Origin of the sequence: Janibacter limosus, from assembly GCF_004295485.1 — a bacterium.
GTDB lineage: Bacteria > Actinomycetota > Actinomycetes > Actinomycetales > Dermatophilaceae > Janibacter > Janibacter limosus_A.
Genome location: NZ_CP036164.1, coordinates 1,790,916 through 1,812,735 on the forward strand (window position 1 = coordinate 1,790,916; position 21,820 = coordinate 1,812,735).

General features: G+C 69.7%; 22 protein-coding genes. 10 read left to right on the forward strand and 12 right to left on the reverse strand.

Going from position 1 to position 21,820, the window contains the following annotated elements; translation table 11 throughout:
- Nucleotides 1-9 precede the first annotated feature (9 nt).
- The 3 genes from EXU32_RS08615 to EXU32_RS08625 are packed head-to-tail and all read left to right on the forward strand — an operon-like array spanning nucleotide 10 to nucleotide 3,553.
- Nucleotides 10-1,455 carry an MFS transporter gene (locus EXU32_RS08615; RefSeq protein ID WP_130629531.1) on the forward strand — a complete coding sequence of 482 codons (1,446 nt, stop codon included), beginning with the start codon at nucleotides 10-12 and terminating at the stop codon, nucleotides 1,453-1,455.
- A 53-nt stretch (nucleotides 1,456-1,508) separates the two neighbouring features.
- A complete protein-coding gene (kynA, locus tag EXU32_RS08620; RefSeq protein ID WP_130631119.1) occupies nucleotides 1,509-2,294 on the forward strand; it encodes a tryptophan 2,3-dioxygenase in 786 nt (261 codons plus the stop codon).
- Nucleotides 2,291-3,553, forward strand: coding sequence for a kynureninase (locus tag EXU32_RS08625; RefSeq protein WP_242612732.1), 1,263 nt, complete (start codon nucleotides 2,291-2,293; stop codon nucleotides 3,551-3,553). Before kynA ends, EXU32_RS08625 begins: the two co-directional genes overlap by 4 nt.
- 2 nt (nucleotides 3,554-3,555) lie before the next feature.
- Here EXU32_RS08625 and EXU32_RS08630 read toward each other — a convergent pair whose 3' ends face one another.
- Nucleotides 3,556-4,356 (reverse strand): alpha/beta hydrolase family protein, encoded by an 801-nt coding sequence (locus tag EXU32_RS08630; RefSeq protein ID WP_165399626.1) that lies wholly within the window; start codon nucleotides 4,354-4,356, stop codon nucleotides 3,556-3,558.
- Between the two features lie 87 nt (nucleotides 4,357-4,443).
- Here EXU32_RS08630 and EXU32_RS08635 point away from each other — a divergent pair, with 87 nt between their 5' ends.
- On the forward strand, nucleotides 4,444-4,803 hold the full coding sequence (locus EXU32_RS08635) for a hypothetical protein (RefSeq protein WP_130629533.1): 360 nt from the start codon (nucleotides 4,444-4,446) through the stop codon (nucleotides 4,801-4,803).
- Nucleotides 4,804-4,881: 78 nt separating this feature from the next.
- Complete coding sequence (locus EXU32_RS08640; RefSeq protein ID WP_130629534.1) at nucleotides 4,882-6,630, forward strand: HNH endonuclease signature motif containing protein; 1,749 nt, start codon at nucleotides 4,882-4,884, stop codon at nucleotides 6,628-6,630.
- A 147-nt stretch (nucleotides 6,631-6,777) separates the two neighbouring features.
- Here EXU32_RS08640 and EXU32_RS08645 read toward each other — a convergent pair whose 3' ends face one another.
- From EXU32_RS08645 to EXU32_RS08680, 8 genes are all read right to left on the reverse strand, one after another.
- Nucleotides 6,778-7,485, reverse strand: coding sequence for an ABC transporter ATP-binding protein (locus EXU32_RS08645; protein ID WP_130629535.1), 708 nt, complete (start codon nucleotides 7,483-7,485; stop codon nucleotides 6,778-6,780).
- Nucleotides 7,482-8,261, reverse strand: coding sequence for an ABC transporter ATP-binding protein (locus tag EXU32_RS08650; protein ID WP_130629536.1), 780 nt, complete (start codon nucleotides 8,259-8,261; stop codon nucleotides 7,482-7,484). The genes EXU32_RS08645 and EXU32_RS08650 overlap by 4 nt, the downstream gene beginning before the upstream one ends.
- A complete protein-coding gene (locus EXU32_RS08655) occupies nucleotides 8,261-9,268 on the reverse strand; it encodes a branched-chain amino acid ABC transporter permease (RefSeq protein ID WP_130629537.1) in 1,008 nt (335 codons plus the stop codon). Before EXU32_RS08655 ends, EXU32_RS08650 begins: the two co-directional genes overlap by 1 nt.
- A complete protein-coding gene (locus tag EXU32_RS08660) occupies nucleotides 9,265-10,131 on the reverse strand; it encodes a branched-chain amino acid ABC transporter permease (RefSeq protein WP_130629538.1) in 867 nt (288 codons plus the stop codon). The genes EXU32_RS08655 and EXU32_RS08660 overlap by 4 nt, the downstream gene beginning before the upstream one ends.
- 34 nt (nucleotides 10,132-10,165) lie before the next feature.
- Nucleotides 10,166-11,371 (reverse strand): ABC transporter substrate-binding protein, encoded by a 1,206-nt coding sequence (locus EXU32_RS08665; protein ID WP_130629539.1) that lies wholly within the window; start codon nucleotides 11,369-11,371, stop codon nucleotides 10,166-10,168.
- Nucleotides 11,372-11,473: 102 nt separating this feature from the next.
- Nucleotides 11,474-12,298: an MOSC domain-containing protein gene (locus tag EXU32_RS08670; RefSeq protein WP_130629540.1), complete on the reverse strand. Its 825-nt coding sequence runs from the start codon at nucleotides 12,296-12,298 to the stop codon at nucleotides 11,474-11,476.
- 50 nt (nucleotides 12,299-12,348) lie between these two features.
- Entirely contained in the window at nucleotides 12,349-12,885 is a 537-nt protein-coding gene (locus EXU32_RS08675; RefSeq protein ID WP_130629541.1) for a hypothetical protein, read from the reverse strand.
- Between the two features lie 27 nt (nucleotides 12,886-12,912).
- Entirely contained in the window at nucleotides 12,913-13,278 is a 366-nt protein-coding gene (locus tag EXU32_RS08680) for a hypothetical protein (protein ID WP_130629542.1), read from the reverse strand.
- A 162-nt stretch (nucleotides 13,279-13,440) separates the two neighbouring features.
- Here EXU32_RS08680 and EXU32_RS08685 point away from each other — a divergent pair, with 162 nt between their 5' ends.
- The 5 genes from EXU32_RS08685 to EXU32_RS08705 are packed head-to-tail and all read left to right on the forward strand — an operon-like array spanning nucleotide 13,441 to nucleotide 18,070.
- Nucleotides 13,441-14,439, forward strand: coding sequence for an ABC transporter ATP-binding protein (locus EXU32_RS08685; RefSeq protein WP_130629543.1), 999 nt, complete (start codon nucleotides 13,441-13,443; stop codon nucleotides 14,437-14,439).
- Entirely contained in the window at nucleotides 14,436-15,194 is a 759-nt protein-coding gene (locus EXU32_RS08690) for an ABC transporter permease (protein WP_130629544.1), read from the forward strand. Before EXU32_RS08685 ends, EXU32_RS08690 begins: the two co-directional genes overlap by 4 nt.
- Nucleotides 15,191-16,336, forward strand: a complete 1,146-nt coding sequence (locus tag EXU32_RS08695) for a sensor histidine kinase (protein WP_130629545.1) — start codon at nucleotides 15,191-15,193, stop codon at nucleotides 16,334-16,336. The genes EXU32_RS08690 and EXU32_RS08695 overlap by 4 nt, the downstream gene beginning before the upstream one ends.
- A complete protein-coding gene (locus EXU32_RS08700) occupies nucleotides 16,333-16,938 on the forward strand; it encodes a response regulator transcription factor (protein ID WP_130629546.1) in 606 nt (201 codons plus the stop codon). Before EXU32_RS08695 ends, EXU32_RS08700 begins: the two co-directional genes overlap by 4 nt.
- 46 nt (nucleotides 16,939-16,984) lie before the next feature.
- Entirely contained in the window at nucleotides 16,985-18,070 is a 1,086-nt protein-coding gene (locus EXU32_RS08705; RefSeq protein ID WP_130629547.1) for a DUF4185 domain-containing protein, read from the forward strand.
- A gap of 1 nt (nucleotide 18,071) precedes the next feature.
- Here EXU32_RS08705 and EXU32_RS08710 read toward each other — a convergent pair whose 3' ends face one another.
- The 3 genes from EXU32_RS08710 to EXU32_RS08720 form a co-directional block, all read right to left on the reverse strand.
- On the reverse strand, nucleotides 18,072-19,676 hold the full coding sequence (locus EXU32_RS08710) for a class I adenylate-forming enzyme family protein (protein ID WP_130629548.1): 1,605 nt from the start codon (nucleotides 19,674-19,676) through the stop codon (nucleotides 18,072-18,074).
- 23 nt (nucleotides 19,677-19,699) lie between these two features.
- A complete protein-coding gene (locus tag EXU32_RS08715; RefSeq protein ID WP_130629549.1) occupies nucleotides 19,700-20,524 on the reverse strand; it encodes an SDR family oxidoreductase in 825 nt (274 codons plus the stop codon).
- A 130-nt stretch (nucleotides 20,525-20,654) separates the two neighbouring features.
- Nucleotides 20,655-21,800 carry an acyl-CoA dehydrogenase family protein gene (locus EXU32_RS08720; protein ID WP_130629550.1) on the reverse strand — a complete coding sequence of 382 codons (1,146 nt, stop codon included), beginning with the start codon at nucleotides 21,798-21,800 and terminating at the stop codon, nucleotides 20,655-20,657.
- Between the last annotated feature and the right edge of the window lie 20 nt (nucleotides 21,801-21,820).

Below are 21,820 nucleotides of genomic sequence, written 5' to 3' on the forward strand. Positions count from 1 at the left end.
GCCGAACGCATGACGAGTGGGGACAGGTCCGGGCTGGGTGACGGGAGCGACCTCGGTGGCGGCACCGGGCTGCGTCTGGACTCGGCTCGCGGCCGCTGGCTGCTCGTCATGACGATCCTCGGCTCGGGCATGGCCGGGATCGACGCGACGATCGTCAATGTCGCACTCCCCCAGATCGGGCGCTCCTTCGAGACCTCCTTCACCACCCTGCAGTGGGTCGTCACCGGCTACGCGCTCACCCTGGCCGCCTTCATCCTCCTCGGCGGGGTGCTCGGCGACCGCCTGGGTCGGCTGCGCGTCTTCGTCATCGGGGTCGTGTGGTTCACCCTCGCGTCGCTGGCCTGCGGACTCGCCCCGACCGCCGGCACGCTCGTCGCGGCCCGCGCCCTGCAGGGCATCGGCGGCGCGCTGCTCACCCCCGGCAGCCTCGCGCTGCTGCAGTCGGCCTTCGTCCGCGAGGACCGCTCACGCGCGATCGGCACCTGGGCCGGCCTGGGCGGCGTCGCCATGGCGGTCGGGCCCTTCGTCGGCGGCTGGCTCGTCGAGGTCGCCTCGTGGCGCTGGGTCTTCCTCATCAACCTGCCCGTCGCGGCCGTGGTGCTGCTCATCGCGCGGGGACTTCCCCCCTTCGCCCGGCCGGTGGGCAGGCCACCTCGCCTGGACGTCCTCGGCGCCGGCCTCGGGGTGCTCGCCCTGGCCGGTGCCACCTACGCCCTCACCGAGATCGGCGGAGGCAAGCTCTCCCCCTTCGCCATCGGGGCGGCGGTGGTGGGCGTGATCGGGACAGCGGCCTTCATCCGGCACGAGCACCGCACCGCCCACCCGATGCTGCCACTGACGATCTTCGCCTCACGGACCTTCGCGACGGTCAACGCGGTGACCTTCCTCGTCTACGGCGGGATGGGCGTGGTCTTCCTCCTCCTCGTCCTCCAGCTGCAGGTCGTCGCCGGCTGGTCCCCGCTGGCCTCCGGCATCGCGAGCCTGCCCACGACGGCGCTGATGATGCTCGGGTCGAGCCGCTCGGGCGTGCTGGCCGACCGCATCGGACCACGCCTGCAGATGGGGGTCGGGCCGCTGGTCATGGCCGCGGGCATCCTGCTCCTGCTGCGCGTCGGCAGCGACACCGACTACGTGCTCGACGTGCTGCCGGGGATCCTCGTCTTCGGCATCGGGCTCACCGCCATGGTCGCCCCGCTCACCTCCACCGCGCTGGCCTCGGCACCCGACGAGCACGCCGGGCTCGCGTCCGGGGTCAACAACGCGGTGGCTCGCACCGGAGGCCTCATCGGGATCGCTGCCGTGCCGGCACTGGCCGGGCTGACCGGGCAGGTCGTCGAGGACCCCGCGGCCTTCGACGCCGGCTTCCGGGCGGCGATGATCGCCTGCGCGCTCGTCATCGCCGCGGGCGGAGCGCTCGCGGCGATCGCGCTGCGAAGCCGTACCGTGGACGGGTGACCGGCAACACGCGAGACATCGAGGCAGGCGTCCACCAAGACTTCCGGGAGGAGATGTCCTACGGGTCCTACCTGGCGCTCGAGACGCTGCTCGACGCGCAGCGCCCGGTGAGCGAGCACCACGACGAGATGCTCTTCATCATCCAGCACCAGACCTCGGAGCTGTGGCTCAAGCTCGTGCTGCACGAGACCCGCTCGGCGATGGCGCTGCTCGCCGCCGACGAGATGCGGATGGCGCTCAAGCGGATCGCGCGGGTCAAGCACATCCAGCGCACCCTCACCGACCAGTGGTCCGTGCTCGCGACGCTCACCCCGACCGAGTACCAGGAGTTCCGCCCCTATCTCGGGCACGCGTCGGGCTTTCAGTCCTGGCAGTACCGCGCGGTGGAGTTCGCCCTGGGCAACAAGCACGCCGGCATGCTGCGGGTGCACGAGGCCGACCCCGAGGCGCACGCGGTGCTCACCGAGCTGCTCGAGGCGCCGAGTCTCTACGACGAGTTCCTCCGCTATCTGTCCCGGCGCGGCTACGCGATCCCCGAGCACGTGCTCACCCGGGACGTCACGCGCGCCCACGAGCTCGACCCACAGCTGACCCGCGTCCTCACGCGGATCTACGCCGAGGCCGAGGACAACTGGGACGTCTACGAGGCCTGCGAGGAGCTCGTCGACCTCGAGGACAACTTCCAGCTGTGGCGCTTCCGCCACCTCAAGACCGTGCAGCGGGTCATCGGGATGAAGACGGGCACCGGCGGCAGCTCCGGCGTCGGGTTCCTGCAGAAGGCACTCGAGCTGACCTTCTTCCCCGAGCTCTTCGCCGTGCGGACGGAGATCGGGTCGTGAGCGGAGATCAGGTCGTGAGCGGGGGTCGCGGTACGGGACCGGCGGCGTTGCGGGACAAGGCGGCTGCGCTCGACGCGACTGACCCCCTTCGTCACTGCCGGGATCTGTACGTCCCCGCAGACGGGCTCGTCGCCTACCTCGACGGCAACTCGCTGGGTCGCCCCCTCCGCGCCACCGCGCAGCGGATCACCAACCTCGTCGCGCACGACTGGGGCACCCGGCTGATCAGGTCGTGGGACGAGCAGTGGATGGACCTGCCGCTGCGCCTCGGCGACCGGATCGGCGAGGTCTGCCTGGGTGCGGCCGCCGGCCAGACCGTCGTCGGCGACTCGACGACCGTCATGCTCTACAAGCTGCTCCGGGCAGCCGTCGCCGCGGCCGGTCCCGAGCGGCCCGAGATCGTGGTCGACACGGAGAACTTCCCGACCGATCGCTATGTCGCACAAGGCATTGCGGACGAGACCGGAGCGCGGCTGGTCTGGGTCGAGCCGGACCCGGCGAAGGGGGTCACCCCCGACCTCGTCGAGGCCGCACTCACCGAGCGCACCGGTGTCGTCCTGCTGTCCCACGTCGCCTACAAGTCCGCGTGGATCGCGGACCTGCCGGAGATCACCCGACGGCTGCACGACGCCGGCGCGCTCGTCCTGTGGGACCTGTGCCACTCGGTCGGTGTGGTGCCCAGCGATCTCGACGAGCACGACGTCGACCTCGCGGTGGGGTGCACCTACAAGTTCCTCGGCGGCGGACCCGGCGCACCGGCCTTCGGCTATGTCGCGGCGCGTCACCACGAGCGGCTGCGCCAGCCGATCCAGGGCTGGATGGGCCACGCCGAACCCTTCGTCATGGGACCCGACTACCGACCGGGCGCGGGGATGCGCGGGTTCATCTCGGGCACTCCCCCGGTGCTCGGGATGGTGGGCATCGAGGACACCGTCGACCTCATCGAGTCCGTCGGGTTGGATGCGGTGCGGGACAAGGCCGCTCGGCTGGGCCGCTTCGTCATCGAGTCCGTCGACGAGCTGCTGGCCGGGCACGGGGTGCGGGTCACCTCACCGCTCGTCGACGAGCAGCGGGGCGGGCACGTGACCTTGGCCCACCCGCGGTTCCGCGAGGTGTACCGCGAGCTGTGGGCGCAGGACGTCGTGCCGGACTTCCGCGAACCCGACGGGATCCGGCTCGGCCTGTCGCCGCTGAGCACGTCCTACGCCGAGGTGGCCGAGGCGCTCGTGCGGATCGAGGCGCTGCTCAGCGCTGGGTGAGATCAGCCCTGGGTGAGTGCGGCGACGACCGACGGCCAGTGCGACGAGGCCGGGTCGATGACGTCGAAGTGGTGTGCACCGGGCAGGACCGTGCGCTCCCACCCCTGGGTCAGACGAAGGGGGACCGTCGCGTCGTCCTCCCCGTGCAGGACCGTGATGCGTTGCGCCGCAGCGGGGTTGGTTGCGGTGAGGTTGGGTGCGGCGAGATCGGCGGCCGCGGCGAGCCTCGTCGGGTCGAGCTGCGCGTAGAGGTCGGGTGCCTGCTGGGGGTCGGCGCCGATCCAGTCGCGGACCGCGTCGTTGCCCAGGTGATCGGCGACGGCTGTGTCGAAGTCGGCGACCGGTGCGAGCGCGACGGCGCGGGTCGGGGGCAGTGCGTGGTGCAGGGCACGCCACATGACGAGGGCTCCTCCGGCGCTGTGGCCGACCCAGCAGGCGATCTCGTGGCCGGCCTCGCGCAGGTGGGTGTCGAGCGCCGTGAGGTCGTCGGTGGTGGCGGTCGGGTCGCCCGGGACCCGTCGGTACTCGGCGAGCACGACCCGCCACCCGGCTGCAGCGAGGGCCCGAGCCATCGGGCGAGCATGGGTGCGGTCGATCGCCGGTCGGAAGTAGCCGCCGTGCACGACGATGAGGGTGGGCGGGGTGCTGGCGGTGGGGGCTGCTGCGTCGGAGGCCGGGGCTGCTGCGTCGGGGGTGCAGGTCTCGTAGACCTGGTCGGGCTGCGAACCGTAGGCGGTCACGGGGCAGGCGAGGGTACTCCCTTCGTCCAGCAGTCGGTCCAGAGCAGCGTCCTCGGCAGTCACCGCCCCAGCCTCCCACTGGATCCGCAACCGGCGCGTTGAGGAGATCTACCCAGTGACGTCGTCGGTGCCTACGCCTACTGTCGAGCCATGACGACGGTAGCGATGCGACACCCCGACCGGGGCTGGGTCCATGCGGTCCCGGTGCTCGCCTTCGTGGTGGGCGCGCTCGCCTACCCCCTGTACGTGCTGGTGGCGACCTTCCGCATCGCTGACGCCGACATCGCGACCCGGCCGGGGGCGCCCTTCGCCGCCGCTGCCGTGGCGGCGATCGCCCTGCTCGCCGGGGTGCTCATCGCCAGCTTCGTCACGATGGTGGCCTACGCCGTCTGCCGATCGGGAAGCACTCGTCTCGTCCGGGGCGCCCAGGTGGCCGGGTTGGGCCTGACCGGGATCGGGTGCGGCGCGGGCATCTGGCTGGCGATCATCGTGGCCGAGCAGCTGGCCTGATCGACGTCCGCGCAGCTCTTGTCCACACAGTCCACACCACCCCTTGTGCTCGAACACCTGTTCGACTAGCGTGGATGCATGGACGGGACATCGGGGTTCGAGGAGATGCTGACGCAGACACTGCGTCGTATCGACCTGCACACGATGCGCCGTCCGATCGAGTTCCCGCAGGGCATGGCCGAGACCATCCAGCGCGCGCACCGCGAGGTCGACCGCATGATGGAGCGGCTGGTCGACGAGGAGGCTGACGTCGCCGCCCTGAGGGAGCAGGTCACCGAGGTGGAGCGGCTCAAGCGACGGATCGAGGCCGTCCAGCTGCACCTGACCGCCAAGGCGTCCCGGACCAGGGCCCACGAGGCCGATGGCGAGCTCGACTCCGGTTCCTGGCTGGCCGGCGCGACCGACAGTGACCGTCGGCAGGCTGCTGGCCAGGCAGCCCTGGCAGATGCGCTGGGCGACACGCCTGCCGCAGCCGGGTCCGACAGCGATGCTGCTGGCGGTGGCGAGCCGGCGGGTGACAGCACGGGTGATGGGGCGGCCGGCCAAGGTGACGCCACGGCTGATGGGGCGGCTGGCCAAAGTGACGCGGCCGGAGCAGGTGACGCAGCCGAAGCAGGTGACGAGCATGACCGCCCGGCGGACGGTGACGGTGACGGTGACGCGTGCGGCTCTGGCACAGAAGATCGTCGGGCAGCAGGCCGTCGCGCCGACGGGCGACCGCTCCTGACGGCGACGAGCGCCGCACTCGATGCCGGCACGATCAGCGCCGCGCACGCCCAGGTCATCATGCGGGCGCTCGACGACCTGCCCGAGTCAGTCACCGACGAGCAGCGACGTCACTGCGAGGAGGAGCTGCTCCTGCTGTGCGTCAACCGCTCCCCTGGTCAGCTGCGACGGGCCGCACGACGAGTGCTCGAGGCCATCGAGCCCGAGCCTGAGGCGGTCGACCAGCACGAAGACGACCTCGTTGCAGACGAGGAGGAGCAGGCGCGGGACAAGGCTGCCTTCTGGCTCAAGGACAACCAGGACGGGACAGTGACGGGCCACTTCACCGTGCCGTGGGTCTCCGGGATGATGCTCAAGAAGATCATCGACGCCATGACCGCTCCCCGCCGCCGTGGGAGCGACGACAAGGCTGGTCGGGACGGCGCGGCACGCGGGACGGGCACGGGCGGCACTGCACGCGGGACGAGCACCGACGGCGCAGCACGCGGGACGGGCACGGACGGCGCAGCACGAGGGACGGCCACGCACGGCCGTGCCGGCACCGGCTCGACCAGCAAGGACCGCTACCTCGACTGGCAGCACCGGCGGGGCCTGGCCTTCGCTGACCTGCTGACGCGCATCCCGACCGATCACCTGCACACCAAAGTCTCGGCCACGATGCTCATCACGACGCGGCTGTCGGACCTGATGGACAACTTCGAAGCCGCTGGGACCAAGGTCGCCACGACGGACATGCCGGACGTCCTCAGCGCTGGTGCGGCGCGGCGGCTGGCCTGCGGAGCAGGTCTGCTGCCGGCCGTTCTCGACGGAGACTCGGTACCCCTTGACTTGGGGCGACAACGACGACTCTTCACCGACAACCAGCGAATGGCCTTGGCCGGGCGCTACAGCGAGTGCGCGGCGCAGGGGTGCGACCGGCCCTTCGCGTGGACCGAGACCCATCATCTGAAGCCGTGGGAAACCGGTGGCAGGACCGATCTCGACAACGCCGTTCCTCTCTGCGGCACCCACCACCACATGATCGACAGCGCCCTGTGGACCTACGTCATCACGAGGCTGGCCCGTCGGACCGTGTCGCTCGCATTCCACCGACGGGCATAGACCGGCCCCGCCAGCCAGAAGTCATCTGACTCGCGGGGCCGGTGTGCCGGGCCTGGGGCGTCGTGCCGGAGCGGGGCTGTCGTGCCGGAGGCTGGGCCCTGCTCGACGCCAGCTCGCCAGACCCAGCGTCGCCAGACCCCAGCTTCGCTAGACGCCCAGGTAGGCCTGCTGCACCGCCGGGTCGTCAGCGAGGTCTTCGGCGGCTCCGGAGAGGACGACTCGCCCCTCGGCCAAGACGTACCCGGTGGAGGCGATCTTGAGCGCTGACCGGGCGTTCTGCTCCGCGAGCAGCACACCGATGCCCTCACGGTTGATCCCGACGATGGCCTCGAAGACCTGCTCGGTGACGAGCGGAGCCAGACCCATCGATGGCTCGTCGAGGATGAGCATCTTGGGGTCGGACATCAGAGCCCGGCCGATGGCCACCATCTGCTGCTGGCCGCCGGAGAGGGAGCCGGCATTCTGGTTGCTCTTGTCCTGCAGGATCGGGAAGAGCTCGTAGCTGCGCTCCAGCAGGGCTCGCACCCGCTTGCGGTCCCGGCGTCCCACATAGGCACCGAGGGTGAGGTTCTTCTCCACGGACATCCGTGGGAAGAGGTGGCGACCCTCCGGGCAGTGGGCCAGTCCCCGACGCACGATCGCTGCCGATCGACTGCGGGTGATCTCCTCCCCCTCGAACTCGACGCGACCAGATCGGGGACGCAGCAGACCACTGACGGTGCGGAAGAGCGTGGACTTGCCGGACCCGTTGGCCCCGAGGATGACGGTCAGCTCCCCCGCCGCGGCGGTGATGTCGACCGAGTGCAGGACGTCGCCGGCACCGTAGCCGACGCTCACGTCGGTGATGGTCATCATGTCGTCGCTCCCGTCGTCCCCGCACCGGTGCCGAGGTATGCCTCGATGACCTGGGGGTTGCTCTTGATGTCGTCCGGGGTGCCCACGGCGATCCGCTGTCCGTGATCGAGGACGACGATCTGGTCGGCGAGGTTCATCACCATCGACATCTTGTGCTCGACGAGGCAGACGGTGACCCCCCGGGCGACGATCTCCCGGATGAGGGTGCCGAAGGACTCCGTCTCCTCGTCGGTGGTCCCCGCAGCGGGCTCGTCGAGGAGCAGCAGCTTCGGCTCCGTGGCCAGGGCCTGGGCGATCGAGATGCGCTTCTGCGCCTCCTGCGGGAGGGTCGAGGCGATCTCGTCACGCAGGTGCGCCACACCGACGAACTCGAGCTCGTGCATCGACCTGTCGAGGCTGCGCCTCTCGTCCTTGCGGAACCTCGGGGTGTGCAGCACGGCGTCGAGGGCATTGGACCTCGAGCGCACCACACACGCCGCGCGCACGTTGTCCAGGACGCTCGCACCGTCGAAGAGGTGCGTCGTCTGGAAGGTGCGGGCGATGCCGTCGCGCACCGTCTGGTGCGGCTGCATGCCCGTGATGTCCTTGCCGTCGAAGGTGACCGTCCCCGCCGTCGGCCGGTAGAACCCGGCCAGCAGGTTGAAGAGGGTCGACTTGCCGGCGCCGTTGGGTCCGATGATCGCCGTGACGCAACCCTCGGGGACGTCGAAGTCGACGTCCTGGACCGCGTGCAGGCCACCGAAGGCCTTGCTGAGCCCACGTACCTCGAGAAGCATCAGAGTCTCCCTTCGCTCGTGGCAGTGGTGGTCCCGGTGGTGCGCGCTGCCCGCCGTGAGCGACGGGACGCGAGGAACTCGTTGAGGTAGCCGACGATGCCGCGCGGGGCGAAGATCACGAGCAGGACGATGATCGGGCCGAGCACGATGAAGCGGTAGGCCTCGAGTCCCTGCAGCATCTCGAAGAGGAATGCGACGAGCACGCTGCCGACGACCGGGCCCATGACAGTCCCCATGCCACCGATGAGCAGGAAGAGCAGGAACTGGAAGGTCAGGTCGATCGACGCCGAGTCCGCGCCGATGAACCCGTTGAGGGTCGCGAAGAGGCCACCGGCCAGGCCGGCGATGCCCGCCGAGGCGGTGTAGGCCAGCTGCTTGCTGACGCCGACGTTGACACCGATCGACTTGGCCAGGTCCTCGGAGGTGCGGATGGCCACGAGCGAACGACCCGCGTTGGAGTGCAGGATCGCGTGCGTCGTGTACGCCACGACTCCGAGGAAGAGCAGCACGAGGTAGTACAGGACCACCGGTTCGCTGAAGTCGAGCGGGCCGATGCCCTCGGGCAGCTTGATCCCGCTGACACCGGAGTGGGCGTGGGTGACCGTCTCCCAGCGGATGATGATGATGTAGATGAGGAAGCCCAGGGCCATCGTGAAGATCGCGAAGTAGGCACCCTGCGTGCGCAGCGCGATCAGGCCCGAGGCGTACCCCATCACCGTGGTGACCACGACGGCGACGACGAAGGCGGTCCAGAAGGACCAGTCGTGGTCGGTCGTCGCCAGGCCGACGATGTAGGCGCCGACCCCGAAGAAGGCGCCGTGGGCCAGCGACAGCTGCCCGGTGAGCCCGAGGATGAGGTTGAGCCCGTAGGCCGCGATCGCGTAGATCGCGGCGGTGGTCACGATGCGCAGCAGGTACGGCTGGCCCGAGACGAGGAAGGGGGCCACGAGGAAGGCGATGGCGATCACGGCCACCCCGAGGAGTCGTGGTCGCAGCAGGGTCGTCATCGTTGCTCCACCATCCCGAAGAGTCCCGTCGGCTTGATCGCCAGCACCGCCATGAGGACGATGAAGACCGCGGCCTGCCCGGCGCCGACGGAGATGTAGGTCGAGGCCATGACCTCCGCCATCGCGATGACGAAGCCTCCGATGATCGCCCCGGGAAGGGAGCCGAGACCGCCGAGGATGATGATCGCGAAGACGATGAGGCTGAGCGACTCCCCCATGCCCGGCGAGAGCAGCTGGATCGGCGCGACGAGTCCCGCAGAGATCGCGACGAGCGCGAAGGAGACCGCGAAGGTCACCATCGAGACGACGTTGGCGTTGATGCCCACGAGCGCGGCGCCGGTGCGGTCCTGCTCGATGGCCTCGATCGCCTGGCCGTGCACGGACCTCTTGAGGAAGAGGGTGAGCGCGATGAGGACGACCATGGCCGTGAGGATGATGATGATGCGCTGCGACGAGATCTGTGCACCCGCCACCGTCATCCGACCGTCGAAGGGGGACTCCATCCGCAGGAATCCCGACCCCCAGATCTCCTGGACGAGCGAGATCAGGAAGAACATGACCCCGACCGTCGCGATCATGTGGTGGGTGTGCGGTGCGTTGCGCAGCGGGTGGAAGATCAGCCGCTCGAAGACGACACCGATGACGGCCAGGACCAGCGCGGCGCACACGATCGCCACGACGTAGGGCAGCCCCACGTCGACGAGCAGCGTGTAGGTCACGTAGCCGCCGACCATGAAGAGCGCACCGTGGGCGAGGTTGGGGAAGCCCAGCACGCCGAAGACCAGGGTGAGACCGATGGCGGCCAGGCAGTAGATGCCGCCCAGGGACAGGCCGTTGATGAGCTGTTGGACGAAGAGGGTCATCCGTCACCCCCGTGGAGGACCGGGATCATCGGCCTCACTCCTTCGGCTGGTCGATGGCGAAGGTCTCGTACTCGCCCTTGTCGTTGCGGTAGGCCGCCTTGAGGCCGTGGGAGACGAAGTGGCCGCCCGCGCTGACGCTGTCGGGGGCGAAGGCCACCTTGAACTTGTCGTCGACCTTGCCGACGGCGTCGGGCATGGCGTCGCGGATCGCCTGCGGGTCGTCGACGGTGCCGGCCTCCTTCATGGCCTCGACGAAGACCGGGAGGGACTGGTAGTTCAGCGCGATGTCGGCGTTGACCGGCTTGTCGGAGGAGAACTTCTTCTTGTAGCGGGAGATGAAGTCCTCGGTGCCGTCGAACTCGGTGATGGGGGCGATGCCGACGGAGTTGTTGAGGTTCTTGGGGTCGGTGAACTCCTCCATCTCCTCGAACTTGGCCTGGTCGATGACCATGAAGGCGCCCTTGTAGCCCTGCTTGCGGGCCTCCTCGATGATCAGGGCCGTCGGCTGCGAGGGACCGCCGACGAGGATGACGTCGGGCTTGCCCGCGAGCGTCTTGGAGACGGGACCGGCGAAGTCGGAGACCGAGCCGTAGTCGATGTTGTTGTTGGCCTGGACCTGACCGCCCTTTTCCTTCCACGTCTTGGTGGCGGCCTTGGTCCACTCCTGGCCGAACTCGCTCGAGGTGGTGAGCAGGCCGAGCTTGCCCTTGCCCTTGGTGTCCAGCTTGTCGATGAAGGGGTCGATGTAGCTGGTGAAGGACGGCGGGATCATCACGGTGAGCGGGTTCTTGGCGGCGAGGATGTCCGGGTCGGAGCTGTAGGCGCCGATGAGGAACTTGTCGCGGGTGGTGTTGAGCTCCTGGGCTGCCTTGATGCCACCGGCGTGCGGGACGAAGACGATCTTGGCGCCGTCCTTCTGCACGAGACGCTGGGCGTTGGTGCCGGTCGTGCTCGGCTGGTACTGGTCGTCGAGGCTCTCCAGCTTGAGGGTGTACTTCTTGCCGTCGATCTCCACGCCCTCCGCGTTGAGGTCGTCGACGGCCATCTTCAGGCCGTTCTGGACATTGAGGCCGTACTCCGCGGCGCCTCCGCTGATGCCCGCGGAGTACCCGATGACGAGCGTGTCGCTCCCGGACCCCCCGCCCCCGTCCCCACCGCATGCGGCGAGCGCAGCCACGAGGCTGCCGCTGGCGACCAGGACGAAGGAACGACGCAGGCGGGACGATGATGCTGGGGCCATCAGGAATCTCCTCGTTGAGATGTCTTGTGACGTGAATCTGGGTTCAGATTCAACTCCCGCCGAAGGTAGTGGCGCTCGTCACAGATGTCAACGGGAAGGCGCTCAGGCGCCGGGGACGACCTCGTCACCGACGTGCAGCTCGCCGTCGGCGAGCGGGACCAGCCGCGTACCAAACCACGTCTTGCCCTCCCACGCGCGGTGCCGCGCCAGGGTGCGGACCGGCTCCTTGCCGCTCGCCTGGGTCTCGGGGTCGATGGTCGTCATGACGCAGCGGTCGCAGACCTCGGCGGTGCGGAAGTCGACGTCGCCGATGCGCACGGTCGGCCAGCCGTCCTCGGCGAAGGCCGCCCCGCCGTCGATGACGACATTGGGGCGGAACCGGATCATGCTCAGCGGCTCGGTCGGCGCGCTCTCGCCCTCCTCGGCTGCCCGCTCGTCGACCCACTCCTGCAGCCGGGCGAGCGAGGTCTGCGAGGTCATCAGCAGCGGCCCGGCGTCGGCGAGCGAGAGGGTGTCGCCCTCGAGCCCGCCGTGGGCACCGGACATCCGCCGCATCCGGGGCTCCTCCTGCCACACCAGGCGAAGGGGGCGCCCCACCCGGTCGCTGATCCACTCGCTGACGTCGAGGTCCGCCGGCGGGGCGAAGCCCTGCCGCGAGTGGCTCACCGGGATCGGCGGCAGTCCGAGGGGGATGTCGACGAGGATGCTCTCTCCCCCGTCGTGGATGCGGATCGTCTCGTCGTCGACCTGCTCGGCCCGCAGCCGCAGGAGCGCGTGCTCCTCACGAGCCGTGACCTTCTCACCGGACGGGTCCACGAGGCCCCACCGGCGGTCGCCCTCGATCCCCCAGGGCTCGACGCGGGCGGACTCGATGTCCATGCCGCCGAGGGACTTGACCGGGTAGAGCCGCAGCTGGGTGACGCGCATCCCTCGACGATATCCGCCCGGCAGGTCACCGCACCGACCAGCGACGTCGCTCAGGCGCTGCGGGCGCTCCACGCGTCGTGGCCGGCCTCGAGCGCCCGCAGGACCTCTTCCGGAGCGGCGGCGATGGTCTGCGGGATGACGACGCCCGGCCCCCCGGGCGCCTCCTCGACCACGGCTTGGGTCGCACGTCGGTCCGCGTCCCAGCGCTCCTGGGCCTGGGGCACCAGCCGGAGCACCACGGTCGGCCTGGCGGCCAGGACCTCGCGGTCGACCTGCATGATGTCTGCCCACGGGATCCAGGGCGCCGTGCCCTCGCGGGCGACCCGGACGCCACGGTCGGCACTGATGGTCAGCTCGAGGGCCGGACGGATCAGCCGCCAGACGGCGAAGGGGATCCCGACGAGCCCGAAGAAGACAGCCAGTGCGATGCCGAGCATCCGCAGCAGCCCGTCGCTGCCACCGAGGATGCACAACCCGATGATGGTGAATCCGCCGCAGATCATCAGCAGGAAGATCATGCCGGTCCGGGCGGTGCGGAAGTGGAGCTCTTCGCCGCGGGCGAGCCTGGCTGCGTGGTTGGTGCTCATGGGAGCAATCATCTCCCGAGCGCCAGATCAGGCGCGGACGGGCACCTCGTCGGGCGAGATCTCCTCTGCCCCGGGCGTGCCCGGCTCGAGGTGCTGGTCCCCGGTGCGCTTCAGCGCGTACCAACCACCGAACAGTGCGGCAAACATGCCTGCGTCGACGTCCTTGAGGACGAGTTGCGCGCAGTGGCCGGTCTGGACCAAGAAGCCGACCGCGCCTGAGGTGGTCAGGCCGTCCTTGAGATAGAGGATGTGCCGACCGGCGGGGATGTCGAAGCGGACCACAGAACGCGTCCCGTCGAGGACCCCCAGGTCGGTCGACCCGAGCATGACGTGCTTGCCGCTCACGTGCTCCGGTGCGATGGTTCCGGTGCTGATCTCGACTGCTGCGCCCATCGGGGGTACCTCCTGGTGTCCGTCGGTCCGGTCGGGCAACCGGGCCCTCACCTCCATGATGCCCGCCTCACCTGTGCCCTGTCTGCACCATGACAGCTGTCATTGCGCAGTCGTGACATCGGGGGATGGTGGGGGTCCTCCCTTCGGCAGCAGTGTGGAGCCATGACCACGACGAGCAGTGCACCGACGGGGACCACGGCAGCGTCTCCCCCACCGACCACCGACGGGATCCACCTCGAGGGGGTGACCAAGAGCTTCCGCTCCGGAGGCGAGACCGTCCACGCCGTGGCCGGTGTCGACCTGAGCATCGCGCCCGGTCAGGTGGTCGCCGTGCTCGGTCCCAACGGGGCCGGCAAGACGACCACCCTGGACATGGTGCTGGGGCTGACCGACCCGACGTCTGGTCGGATCACCTCCTTCGGCGCGGCTCCGCGACGCGCCGTGCACGAAGGGAGGGTCTCGGCCGTCCTGCAGACCGGCGGTCTGCTGCGCGACCTCACCGCGCGGGAGACGGTGCGCTACATCGCCTCGACCTTCCCCCGGCACGAGCCGGTCGAGGAGGTCCTGCAGCGAGCCGGGCTGGCGGACAAGGCCGATCGGTTGGTCTCCAAGCTCTCCGGCGGTGAGCAGCAACGGCTGCGCTTCGCCCTCGCGCTGCTGCCCGACCCGGACCTGCTCGTCCTCGACGAGCCGACCGCCGGGATGGACCTGACCGCTCGCCGCGACTTCTGGCGCACCATGCACGAGGACGCGTCCAACGGCCGCACCGTGCTCTTCGCGACCCACTACCTCGAAGAGGCCGACCACTTCGCCGACCGCATCGTGATGATGGCCGGCGGGCGGGTCGTCGCCGACGGCACCACCGAGCAGATCCGGGCCCGCGCCAGCGGTCGCACGGTGAGCGCCGACGTCCGCAGGGGGGACGTCGGCGCCGCCGTCGAGCGCTTGCGCGGGCTCGCCGGCACTGCCGCGGTGACGACGAACGGCGAGCGCGTCACCGCCATCGGCGAGGACTCCGACGCCCTGGCGCGGATGCTGCTGGTCGAGCTGGGCGGCACCAACCTCGAGGTGACGACGGCCTCCCTCGACGCGGCCTTCATGGCCATCACGGGTGGGGCGATGGACGAGGACGAGGACGACGCGACGGAGGAGACCCGATGAACCCCACACTGATCGGCCTGGAGCTCAAGCGCTACTGCCGCGACTACGTCGGCCTGTTCTTCATCGCCGTGCTGCCCGCCTTCATGTACGTCGTCTTCGGGGCGGCGCAGTCCTTCGGCAAGGAGGACATCGGTCGCGGCAACGTCTCGCTCTACATCATGATCTCGATGGCGGTGTACGGCGCGGTCACGGCGACCGTCTCGGTCGGTGGGTCCGCCGCGGTCGAGCGGATGCAGGGCTGGGGACGACAGCTGGGGCTGACCCCCCTTCGGGACGTGTCCTATGTCGGGACCAAGGCCGTGCTGGCCATGGTGATCGCCTGCATCCCGATCGCCTTGATCTACGCGATCGGGATCGGCACCGGCGCGAAGGGCGACACCTGGGTCTGGTTCGCCACTGCCGGGATCACGCTCTTCGCCGCGTGCCTCTTCGCGCTCTACGGGCTGATCTTCGGGATGGCCTTCAAGTCCGAGTCCGCGGTCGGGGCGGCCAGCGGGTCGCTCGTGGTCTTCGCCTTCCTCGGCAACATCTTCATCCCCCTGTCGGGCGTCATGCTGACGATCGCGAAGTTCACCCCGCTCTACGGGATCGTCTCGTTGGCCCGGTACCCGCTCACCGAGGGCTACGCGGTCGACATGGACGGCAAGCTCTCCCATGAGGCCCTGTGGGTGCCACTGGTTAACGTGGGCGTGTGGACACTGATCCTGGCGCTCCTGACGGTCTACCTCGTGCGGCGGGGTCGGGACCGGCAGTGACCAACCCGCTCCGCTCCCGGTGCGCCGCCGTCGACCTCGACGGCGGCGCACCGGACCCGTGGGCCCGGCACGGCTGGCTGCTCGCCGCCGTGTGGCTGGTCTTCCTCGGGTTCCCCGCCAGCGCCGTCGTCGACACGACCGTCGGCCAGCCCCTCCTGCGCACGACCGGGCTGCTGCTCATCGTGGCCTTCGCCGCGGTCTACATCCTGGCCTTCATGCGCTCGCAGATCGGTCTGCACGGCGGCTGGGACCGCACGCGGCTGGCGAGCGTCTACGGCGGCTTCGTGGGCCTGGTCCTCATCATGGCGCTGCTCTGGCCGATCATCGGGGCCGACGTGCTCGGCGTGAGCGCCTTCCTCGCGAGCCTCGCGGCCTTCGGGTTCCCCTTGCGCAGCGCCGTGGTGGCGGTGATCGCGGTGACCGTCGCCGGTGCCCTCACCCTCGTCGTCACCGAATCCCTCGACGAGCTGTGGCCCTTGCTCCTCCTGCCGGCCCTCATCGGCTCCTTCGGTCTGCTGCTGCGGCGGATGATCCTCGGCGACGAGCGCCGAGAGGTCCTGCAGCGCACCCTGGCCGTCGCGGCCGAGCGCGACCGGGTGGCGCGCGACGTCCACGATGTCGTCGGGCACTCCCTGACGGTCGTCTCGCTCAAGGCCGACCTGGCCGAGCGCCTCGTCGACATCGACCCGGAGCGGGCGAAGGGAGAGATCGCCGCCATCCGATCGCTCACCCGACAATCCTTGGCAGAGATCCGTGCGACCGTCGCCGGCCTGCGCATCACCCGGCTGGCCGACGAGCGCGATGCCGCCCTGGCCGCGCTGGCCGATGCCGGGATCGAGGCGTCGGTCCCCGACGACTACGACGTCGTCGACCCCGCCCACCGCATCACCGTCGCCTGGGCGCTGCGCGAGGCGACGACCAATGTCATCCGGCACAGCGGCGCCCAGCGCGTCGACGTGGCGTGGGGTCCGACCTGGCTGGAGGTGATCGACGACGGTCGCGGGTTGAGCGGCCGTCGGGAGGGCAGCGGCCTCACCGGGCTGCGCGAGCGGCTCGCCGGGGTCGGGGGCCATCTCGACGTCGGTGAGGGACTCCCGGGCCGCAACGGCCCCGGGACGCGGCTGCGGGTGGAGCTGCCGTGATCAGGGTGCTGCTGGCCGATGACCAGGCCCTCGTGCGGGGCGCGATGGCCGCGCTGCTCGGCCTCGAGGAGGACCTCGAGGTCGTCGCCGAGGTCGGGTCGGGCGACGAGGTGCTCGAGGCCGCCCGACGCACCCACCCCGATGTCGCGGTGCTCGACGTCGAGATGCCCGGGCTCGACGGCATCTCGGCTGCCGCGCAGCTGACGCGGGAGCTGCCGGGGACCCGGGTGCTCATCGTGACGACCTTTGGTCGACCGGGTTACCTGCGCCGGGCCCTCGACGCGGGGGCCAGCGGCTTCGTCGTCAAGGACACGCCGTCGCACGAGCTGGCCGCGGCGGTGCGCACGGTCGCGGCCGGTGGGCGGGTCGTCGACCCGTCGCTGGCCACCGAGGTCGTCATCGGGGGCCCCAATCCCCTGACCGACCGCGAGCGCCAGGTGCTCGGTGAGGCGCTCGAGGGCCACTCCGCCCCGGCGATCGCCACCCGGGTGCACCTCTCCCCCGGCACGGTGCGCAACCACCTGTCCTCGGCCATCGGCAAGACGGGCACGAGCAACCGCGTGGAGGCCGCGCGGCGGGCCCAGGACCTAGGCTGGCTCTGACCCCCTTCGTCCTCCCCGTGTCCGAGACCACCAGCCTGGAGCGTGCATGCGCCCGACCCGCCCGGCCGCGGCCCTCGCCGCTCTCGCCGTGGGGGCCGGTCTGCTCGTGGGTTGCACCGACGACGGGGCGCAGGCCGACTGCGACGCGACCGCTGCCGACTTCTCGTGGGCCAGTCCCTCCCCCGCGGACGACGAGCGCTTCGACCTCACGGGACCAGGGTGGATCGGCGGTGACTCCACCTATTCGGTGCAGCTGCCGGACGAGCGCACGCTGTGGCTCTTCAGCGACTCCTTCATCGGGGAGGTCTCTCGCAGCGGCCGCCCGGCGCCCGGCATGGCGATGGTGCACAACGCGCTCGTGGCCGAGAGCGACTCGGGTCGGCTGAGCACGCGCACCGCGGAGGGACCGGAGTCCTTCTTCGCGGACCCGAGCGAAGACAGCTACTACTGGGTGCAGGACGCGGCCGTCGAGGGTGACGAGCTCGTCGTCTTCCTGTCCTTGACCCGCGCCGTGGGCGAGCAGGGGTTCGCGTGGGACCACAACGCCATCGCGCGGGTCTCCCTGCCCGACCTTGAGGTCACCGAGATCATCGACCCCGGCGCGGGGCAGGACCACGTCGCGTGGGGGGCCGGGGTGATGACCACGCCGACGCACACCTACGTCTACGGCGTCGAGGACCTCGAGCAGACCAAGCACCTCCACCTCGCGCGGGTGCCTGCCGGCAACCTCACCGACCGCTCCCACTGGGAGTACCGCACCGCTGATGGCTGGTCACCCGATGTTCTGCAGAGTGCCCGCCTGACCGACGGGGTCGCCAACGAGCTGAGCGTCTCGCGCTACCGCGACGGCTACCTGATGATCTCCTCGGACACCTCCGCGCCCTTCAGCCCCAAGATCAATGCGTGGACGGCGTGCTCGCCACAGGGTCCGTGGCGGGACCGACAGACGATCTACGAGACGCCGGAGTCCGGGGTGGGCAAGCACTTCACGTACAACGCGCACGGCCACCCGGAGATCAGCGAGGACGGCCAGCTGCTCATCTCGTACAACGTCAACACCTTCGACTTCGACGAGCTGACACGCGACCCGACGCTCTACCGGCCACGGTTCATCACGCTGGACCTGGAGTAGGTCAGCGGATCAGGCCGCGGACCTCGTGCTTCTGGATCTTGCCGGTGGCGGTCTTGGGCAGTCCGTCGACGACACGGACCTGCTTGGGTACCTGGAAGCCCGCCAGCTTGGCCTTCGCGTGGGCGATGACCCCGGCTTCGAGGTCCGGCTCGGCGACGCTGCCGTCCGGCACGACGACGGCACACACGGCCTCGCCCCACCGTTCGTCCGGCACGCCGATGACCGTGCACTCGGCCACCCCCGGCGCCCCGAGGACCACTCCTTCGACGACCACGGAGGAGACATTTTCCCCACCGGACTTGATGATGTCCTTGAGGCGGTCGGTGAACCACACGACACCAGCGTCGTCGAGGTGTCCGATGTCGCTGGAGTGGAACCATCCGTGGGCGAAGGCCGCCTGGTTGGCCTCCGCGTTGTTCCAGTAGCCGCTGCACACGTTGGGGGCGCGGTAGACGATCTCACCGGTCTCCCCCGGGCCCTGGACCTCGCCGGTCGCGTCCATGGTCTTGGCCAGCACGGAGACCGACTGGGGCCCCCAAGACTCGGGCGCGCTGTGGCGGTGCTCGGGCCACTGCATGACGGTCGTCGGCACGACCTCGGTCTGACCGGAGCCGAGGATGACATCCGCGTTGGGGTACATCGCGTCGACGGCGTCGAGCAGCTCGGAGGGCATGGGTGCCATCGCGTAGATGGCGGTCGTGACCGAGCTCAGGTCACGCGGCTGCTGCTGCTGCACGCCGACGCAGGCGCGGTGCATCATCGGCAGCATCATCATGTGCGTCACCCGGTGGCGCTCGATGAGGTCGAGGCTGGCGACGGGGTCGAAGGCCATCGGTCCCAGGACCGCCGTGCCACCCATCATCAGCACCGGCATCGTCACCGTGTTCAACGCCGTGACGTGGAACATGGGCAGCACGACGAGCATCACCGGCGAGTTCGGCCCCCAGGACTGGCGGGTGACCAGGGCATTGGACAGCAGCGAGGTGACCAGCGAGGTGTGGCTGACGAGCACCCCCTTCGGCCGTGACGTCGTCCCGGAGGTGTAGAGGCACTGCACGATGTCACGATCGTCGACGATGACCTCGAGCGGTGTGGACGGGGCATCGTCGACGAGGCCCTGCCAGCTGTGCGTCGACAGGCCGGCCACAGGCTCGGGGTCGTCCTCGTCGGTGACGATGACGTTCTGGACGACGGGCACCGATGGCAGCACCTGCTCGTGCAGCGGACGGAAGACGGAGTCCGTGACGAGCACCGGCGGCTGGGAGTCCTGGAGGATCCACCCCTGGTCCTGTCCGGAGAGCAGGAAGTTCAGCGGCATGCAGACCAGGCCTGCGCGGGCGCAGGCGTAGTAGGTCGCCAGCAGCCGCCACGAGTTCATCATCGTCACGGCCACCGGGCTGCCGGCGGGCAGCCCGAGGCGCAGGAGCGCGTGCCCCAGACGATCCGCGGTCTCCGCGAGCTCCCGGTAGGTCACCTCGCGGCCGCCGTCGACGACGGCGACCCGGTCGGGGAAGAGCGCGGCGGAGCGGACGAGGACGTCGCCGGCGTTGTTGCGGGTGGCGAGGTTGTACTCGAGGGGATCGACGAGCGACAGGTCAGGCTTCATTGGATGTCCTTGTGGTGGTGGGGTCAGTCGAGGAAGAGATCGGGCACGAGCTGGCTGACATCGGGGCCATAGGCACTGAAGTCGGTGATGCCCTCCTGGGCCAGCACGTCGTCGTCGATGAAGAACTCTCCGGTGCACTCGGCCGGGTCGCGCACGAGGATCGCGTGGGCGGCATCGGACATGATCTCGGGGGTGCGGCTGCGGGTGTCGGCCGTCTCGGCGCCCATGAAGGTGCGCACGGCTGCGGTGTCGATCGCCGTGCGCGGCCACAGGCTGTTGGCTGCGATGCCGTGCTCGCGCCACTCCTGCGCGAGCCCGAGCGTCACCAGACTCATCCCGTACTTGGCGATGGTGTAGCCCAGGTGACCCCCGGCCCAGTGCGGCGCGAGGTTGATCGGCGGGGAGAGTGACAGCACGTGGGCGTGGTCCGAGTCGATCAGGTGCGGCAGGGCCGCCTTCGCCAGGAGGAAGGACCCGCGGCAGTTGATGTCCTGCATGAGGTCGTACTTCTTCATCGGCAGGTCGGCCGTCTTCGACAGATCGATCGCGCTCGCGTTGTTGACGACGATGTCGATGCCGCCGTAGCGCTCGACCGTCGAGGCGACGGCGCCGCGCACCGACTCCTCGTCACGGACATCGCCGACGATGGGCAGCGCCTTGCCGCCGGCGGCCTCGATGGCCTCCGCGGCGGTGTGGACGGTCCCCTCGAGCGTGGGGTGGGGCTGGTCGGTCTTGGCGAGCAGGGCGACATTCGCCCCGTCCCGGGCCGCGCGCAGCGCGATCGCCAAGCCGATGCCGCGGCTACCGCCCGACATGAGGATGGTGCGTCCGGCAAGTGTCCCGGTCATGATCAACAACTCCTGGTTCTCGGTGACGAATCACATCTCGGCTGGTGCCGTCGTGCCCGGGGATGGCGGCCACCCCGTCGTGCGCGAAGGGTGGTGCTCACCCTTCGTGTCCGTGCTCGGTCATCTCCGCTCAGGCGGGCATCCCGTCAAGGCGGGCGAGGACCTGGAGCATGACCTCGTCAGCGCCGCCCCCGATGGAGCCGAGCCGGGTGTCCCGCAGGAAGCGAGCGGTCCACGTCTCCTCCATGTAGCCCATGCCGCCGTAGAACTGGATGCAGGTGTCGGCGACCTCGCGCACGAGCCGGCCGGCGGTGAGCTTGGCGACACTCGCGCCACGGATGATGTCGTCACCGGCCATGTAGCCCTCGCAGACAGCGGCGTTGTGACTGCGCAGCAGCTCCACTTGTGCCTGCAGCTCCGCGAGCCGGAAGGTGACGTACTGCTTCGTCGCCAGCGGCTGTCCGAAGACCTCGCGCTCGGCGATGTAGGCACGAGTGCGTTCCAGGGCACGATCGCAACTGCCGACGGTGGAGTACGCGACGAACATGCGCTCGATGACGAACTGCATCATCTGCTGCTGGAAGCCGCGGCCGATCTCACCGATCGTGTTGGCCACGGGCACGCGCACCTCGTCCAGCACGAGCTCTGCGGTGTCCGAGCTGCGGTTGCCGAGCTTGTCGAGCTTTTTGGCGACAGAGAATCCGGGCGTGTCGGTGGGAACGATGACCTGCGACATCCCGCGGTAGCCGCCCTCGTCGGAGGTGCGCACCAGAAGGCAGAGCCAGTCCGCCTGGGTGCCGTTGGTGATGTACGTCTTGCGGCCGGTGATGACCCAGTCGTCACCGTCGCGGGTCGCCTTGGTCCGCAGTCGGGCCACGTCCGAGCCGGTGTCGGGCTCGGTGACCGCGATCGCGCCGACGGAGCGGCCGGCCAGGGCGGGTGCCAGGTAGGCCTTCTTCAGCTCGGGAGAACCGAACCGCGCGAGCGAGGGGGTGGCCATCATCGACTGGACACCGATGGCCATCGAGACGCCCCCGGAGTCACACCGGCCGAGCTCCTCGGCGGCGATCATCTGGAAGGAGTGGTCAGCACCCTCCCCCCCGAACTCCTCGTCGTACTCGAGTCCGAAGAGGCCCAGCGCAGCGGCCTTGGGGAAGAGCTCGTGCGCGGGGAAGATCCCGGCAGCCTCCCACTTGTCCGCGTGCGGGTTGATCTCGGACTCGACGAAGGAGCGCACGCTGGCGCGGAAGGCTTGGTGCTCATCTGTGAGGCGCATGACACGGACGCTACTGACGA

Coding starts and splice junctions, on each gene's coding strand:
- EXU32_RS08615 (WP_130629531.1), top strand. CDS start 10: ATGACGAGTGGGGACAGGTCCGGGCTGGGTGACGGGAGCGACCTCGGT.
- EXU32_RS08710 (WP_130629548.1), bottom strand. CDS start 19,676: ATGAAGCCTGACCTGTCGCTCGTCGATCCCCTCGAGTACAACCTCGCC.
- EXU32_RS08675 (WP_130629541.1), bottom strand. CDS start 12,885: ATGAGCACCAACCACGCAGCCAGGCTCGCCCGCGGCGAAGAGCTCCAC.
- EXU32_RS08685 (WP_130629543.1), top strand. CDS start 13,441: ATGACCACGACGAGCAGTGCACCGACGGGGACCACGGCAGCGTCTCCC.
- EXU32_RS08720 (WP_130629550.1), bottom strand. CDS start 21,800: ATGCGCCTCACAGATGAGCACCAAGCCTTCCGCGCCAGCGTGCGCTCC.
- EXU32_RS08655 (WP_130629537.1), bottom strand. CDS start 9,268: ATGACGACCCTGCTGCGACCACGACTCCTCGGGGTGGCCGTGATCGCC.
- EXU32_RS08670 (WP_130629540.1), bottom strand. CDS start 12,298: ATGCGCGTCACCCAGCTGCGGCTCTACCCGGTCAAGTCCCTCGGCGGC.
- EXU32_RS08680 (WP_130629542.1), bottom strand. CDS start 13,278: ATGGGCGCAGCAGTCGAGATCAGCACCGGAACCATCGCACCGGAGCAC.
- EXU32_RS08705 (WP_130629547.1), top strand. CDS start 16,985: ATGCGCCCGACCCGCCCGGCCGCGGCCCTCGCCGCTCTCGCCGTGGGG.
- EXU32_RS08690 (WP_130629544.1), top strand. CDS start 14,436: ATGAACCCCACACTGATCGGCCTGGAGCTCAAGCGCTACTGCCGCGAC.
- kynA (WP_130631119.1), top strand. CDS start 1,509: ATGTCCTACGGGTCCTACCTGGCGCTCGAGACGCTGCTCGACGCGCAG.
- EXU32_RS08715 (WP_130629549.1), bottom strand. CDS start 20,524: ATGACCGGGACACTTGCCGGACGCACCATCCTCATGTCGGGCGGTAGC.
- EXU32_RS08645 (WP_130629535.1), bottom strand. CDS start 7,485: ATGATGACCATCACCGACGTGAGCGTCGGCTACGGTGCCGGCGACGTC.
- EXU32_RS08660 (WP_130629538.1), bottom strand. CDS start 10,131: ATGACCCTCTTCGTCCAACAGCTCATCAACGGCCTGTCCCTGGGCGGC.
- EXU32_RS08640 (WP_130629534.1), top strand. CDS start 4,882: ATGGACGGGACATCGGGGTTCGAGGAGATGCTGACGCAGACACTGCGT.
- EXU32_RS08650 (WP_130629536.1), bottom strand. CDS start 8,261: ATGCTTCTCGAGGTACGTGGGCTCAGCAAGGCCTTCGGTGGCCTGCAC.
- EXU32_RS08665 (WP_130629539.1), bottom strand. CDS start 11,371: ATGGCCCCAGCATCATCGTCCCGCCTGCGTCGTTCCTTCGTCCTGGTC.
- EXU32_RS08635 (WP_130629533.1), top strand. CDS start 4,444: ATGACGACGGTAGCGATGCGACACCCCGACCGGGGCTGGGTCCATGCG.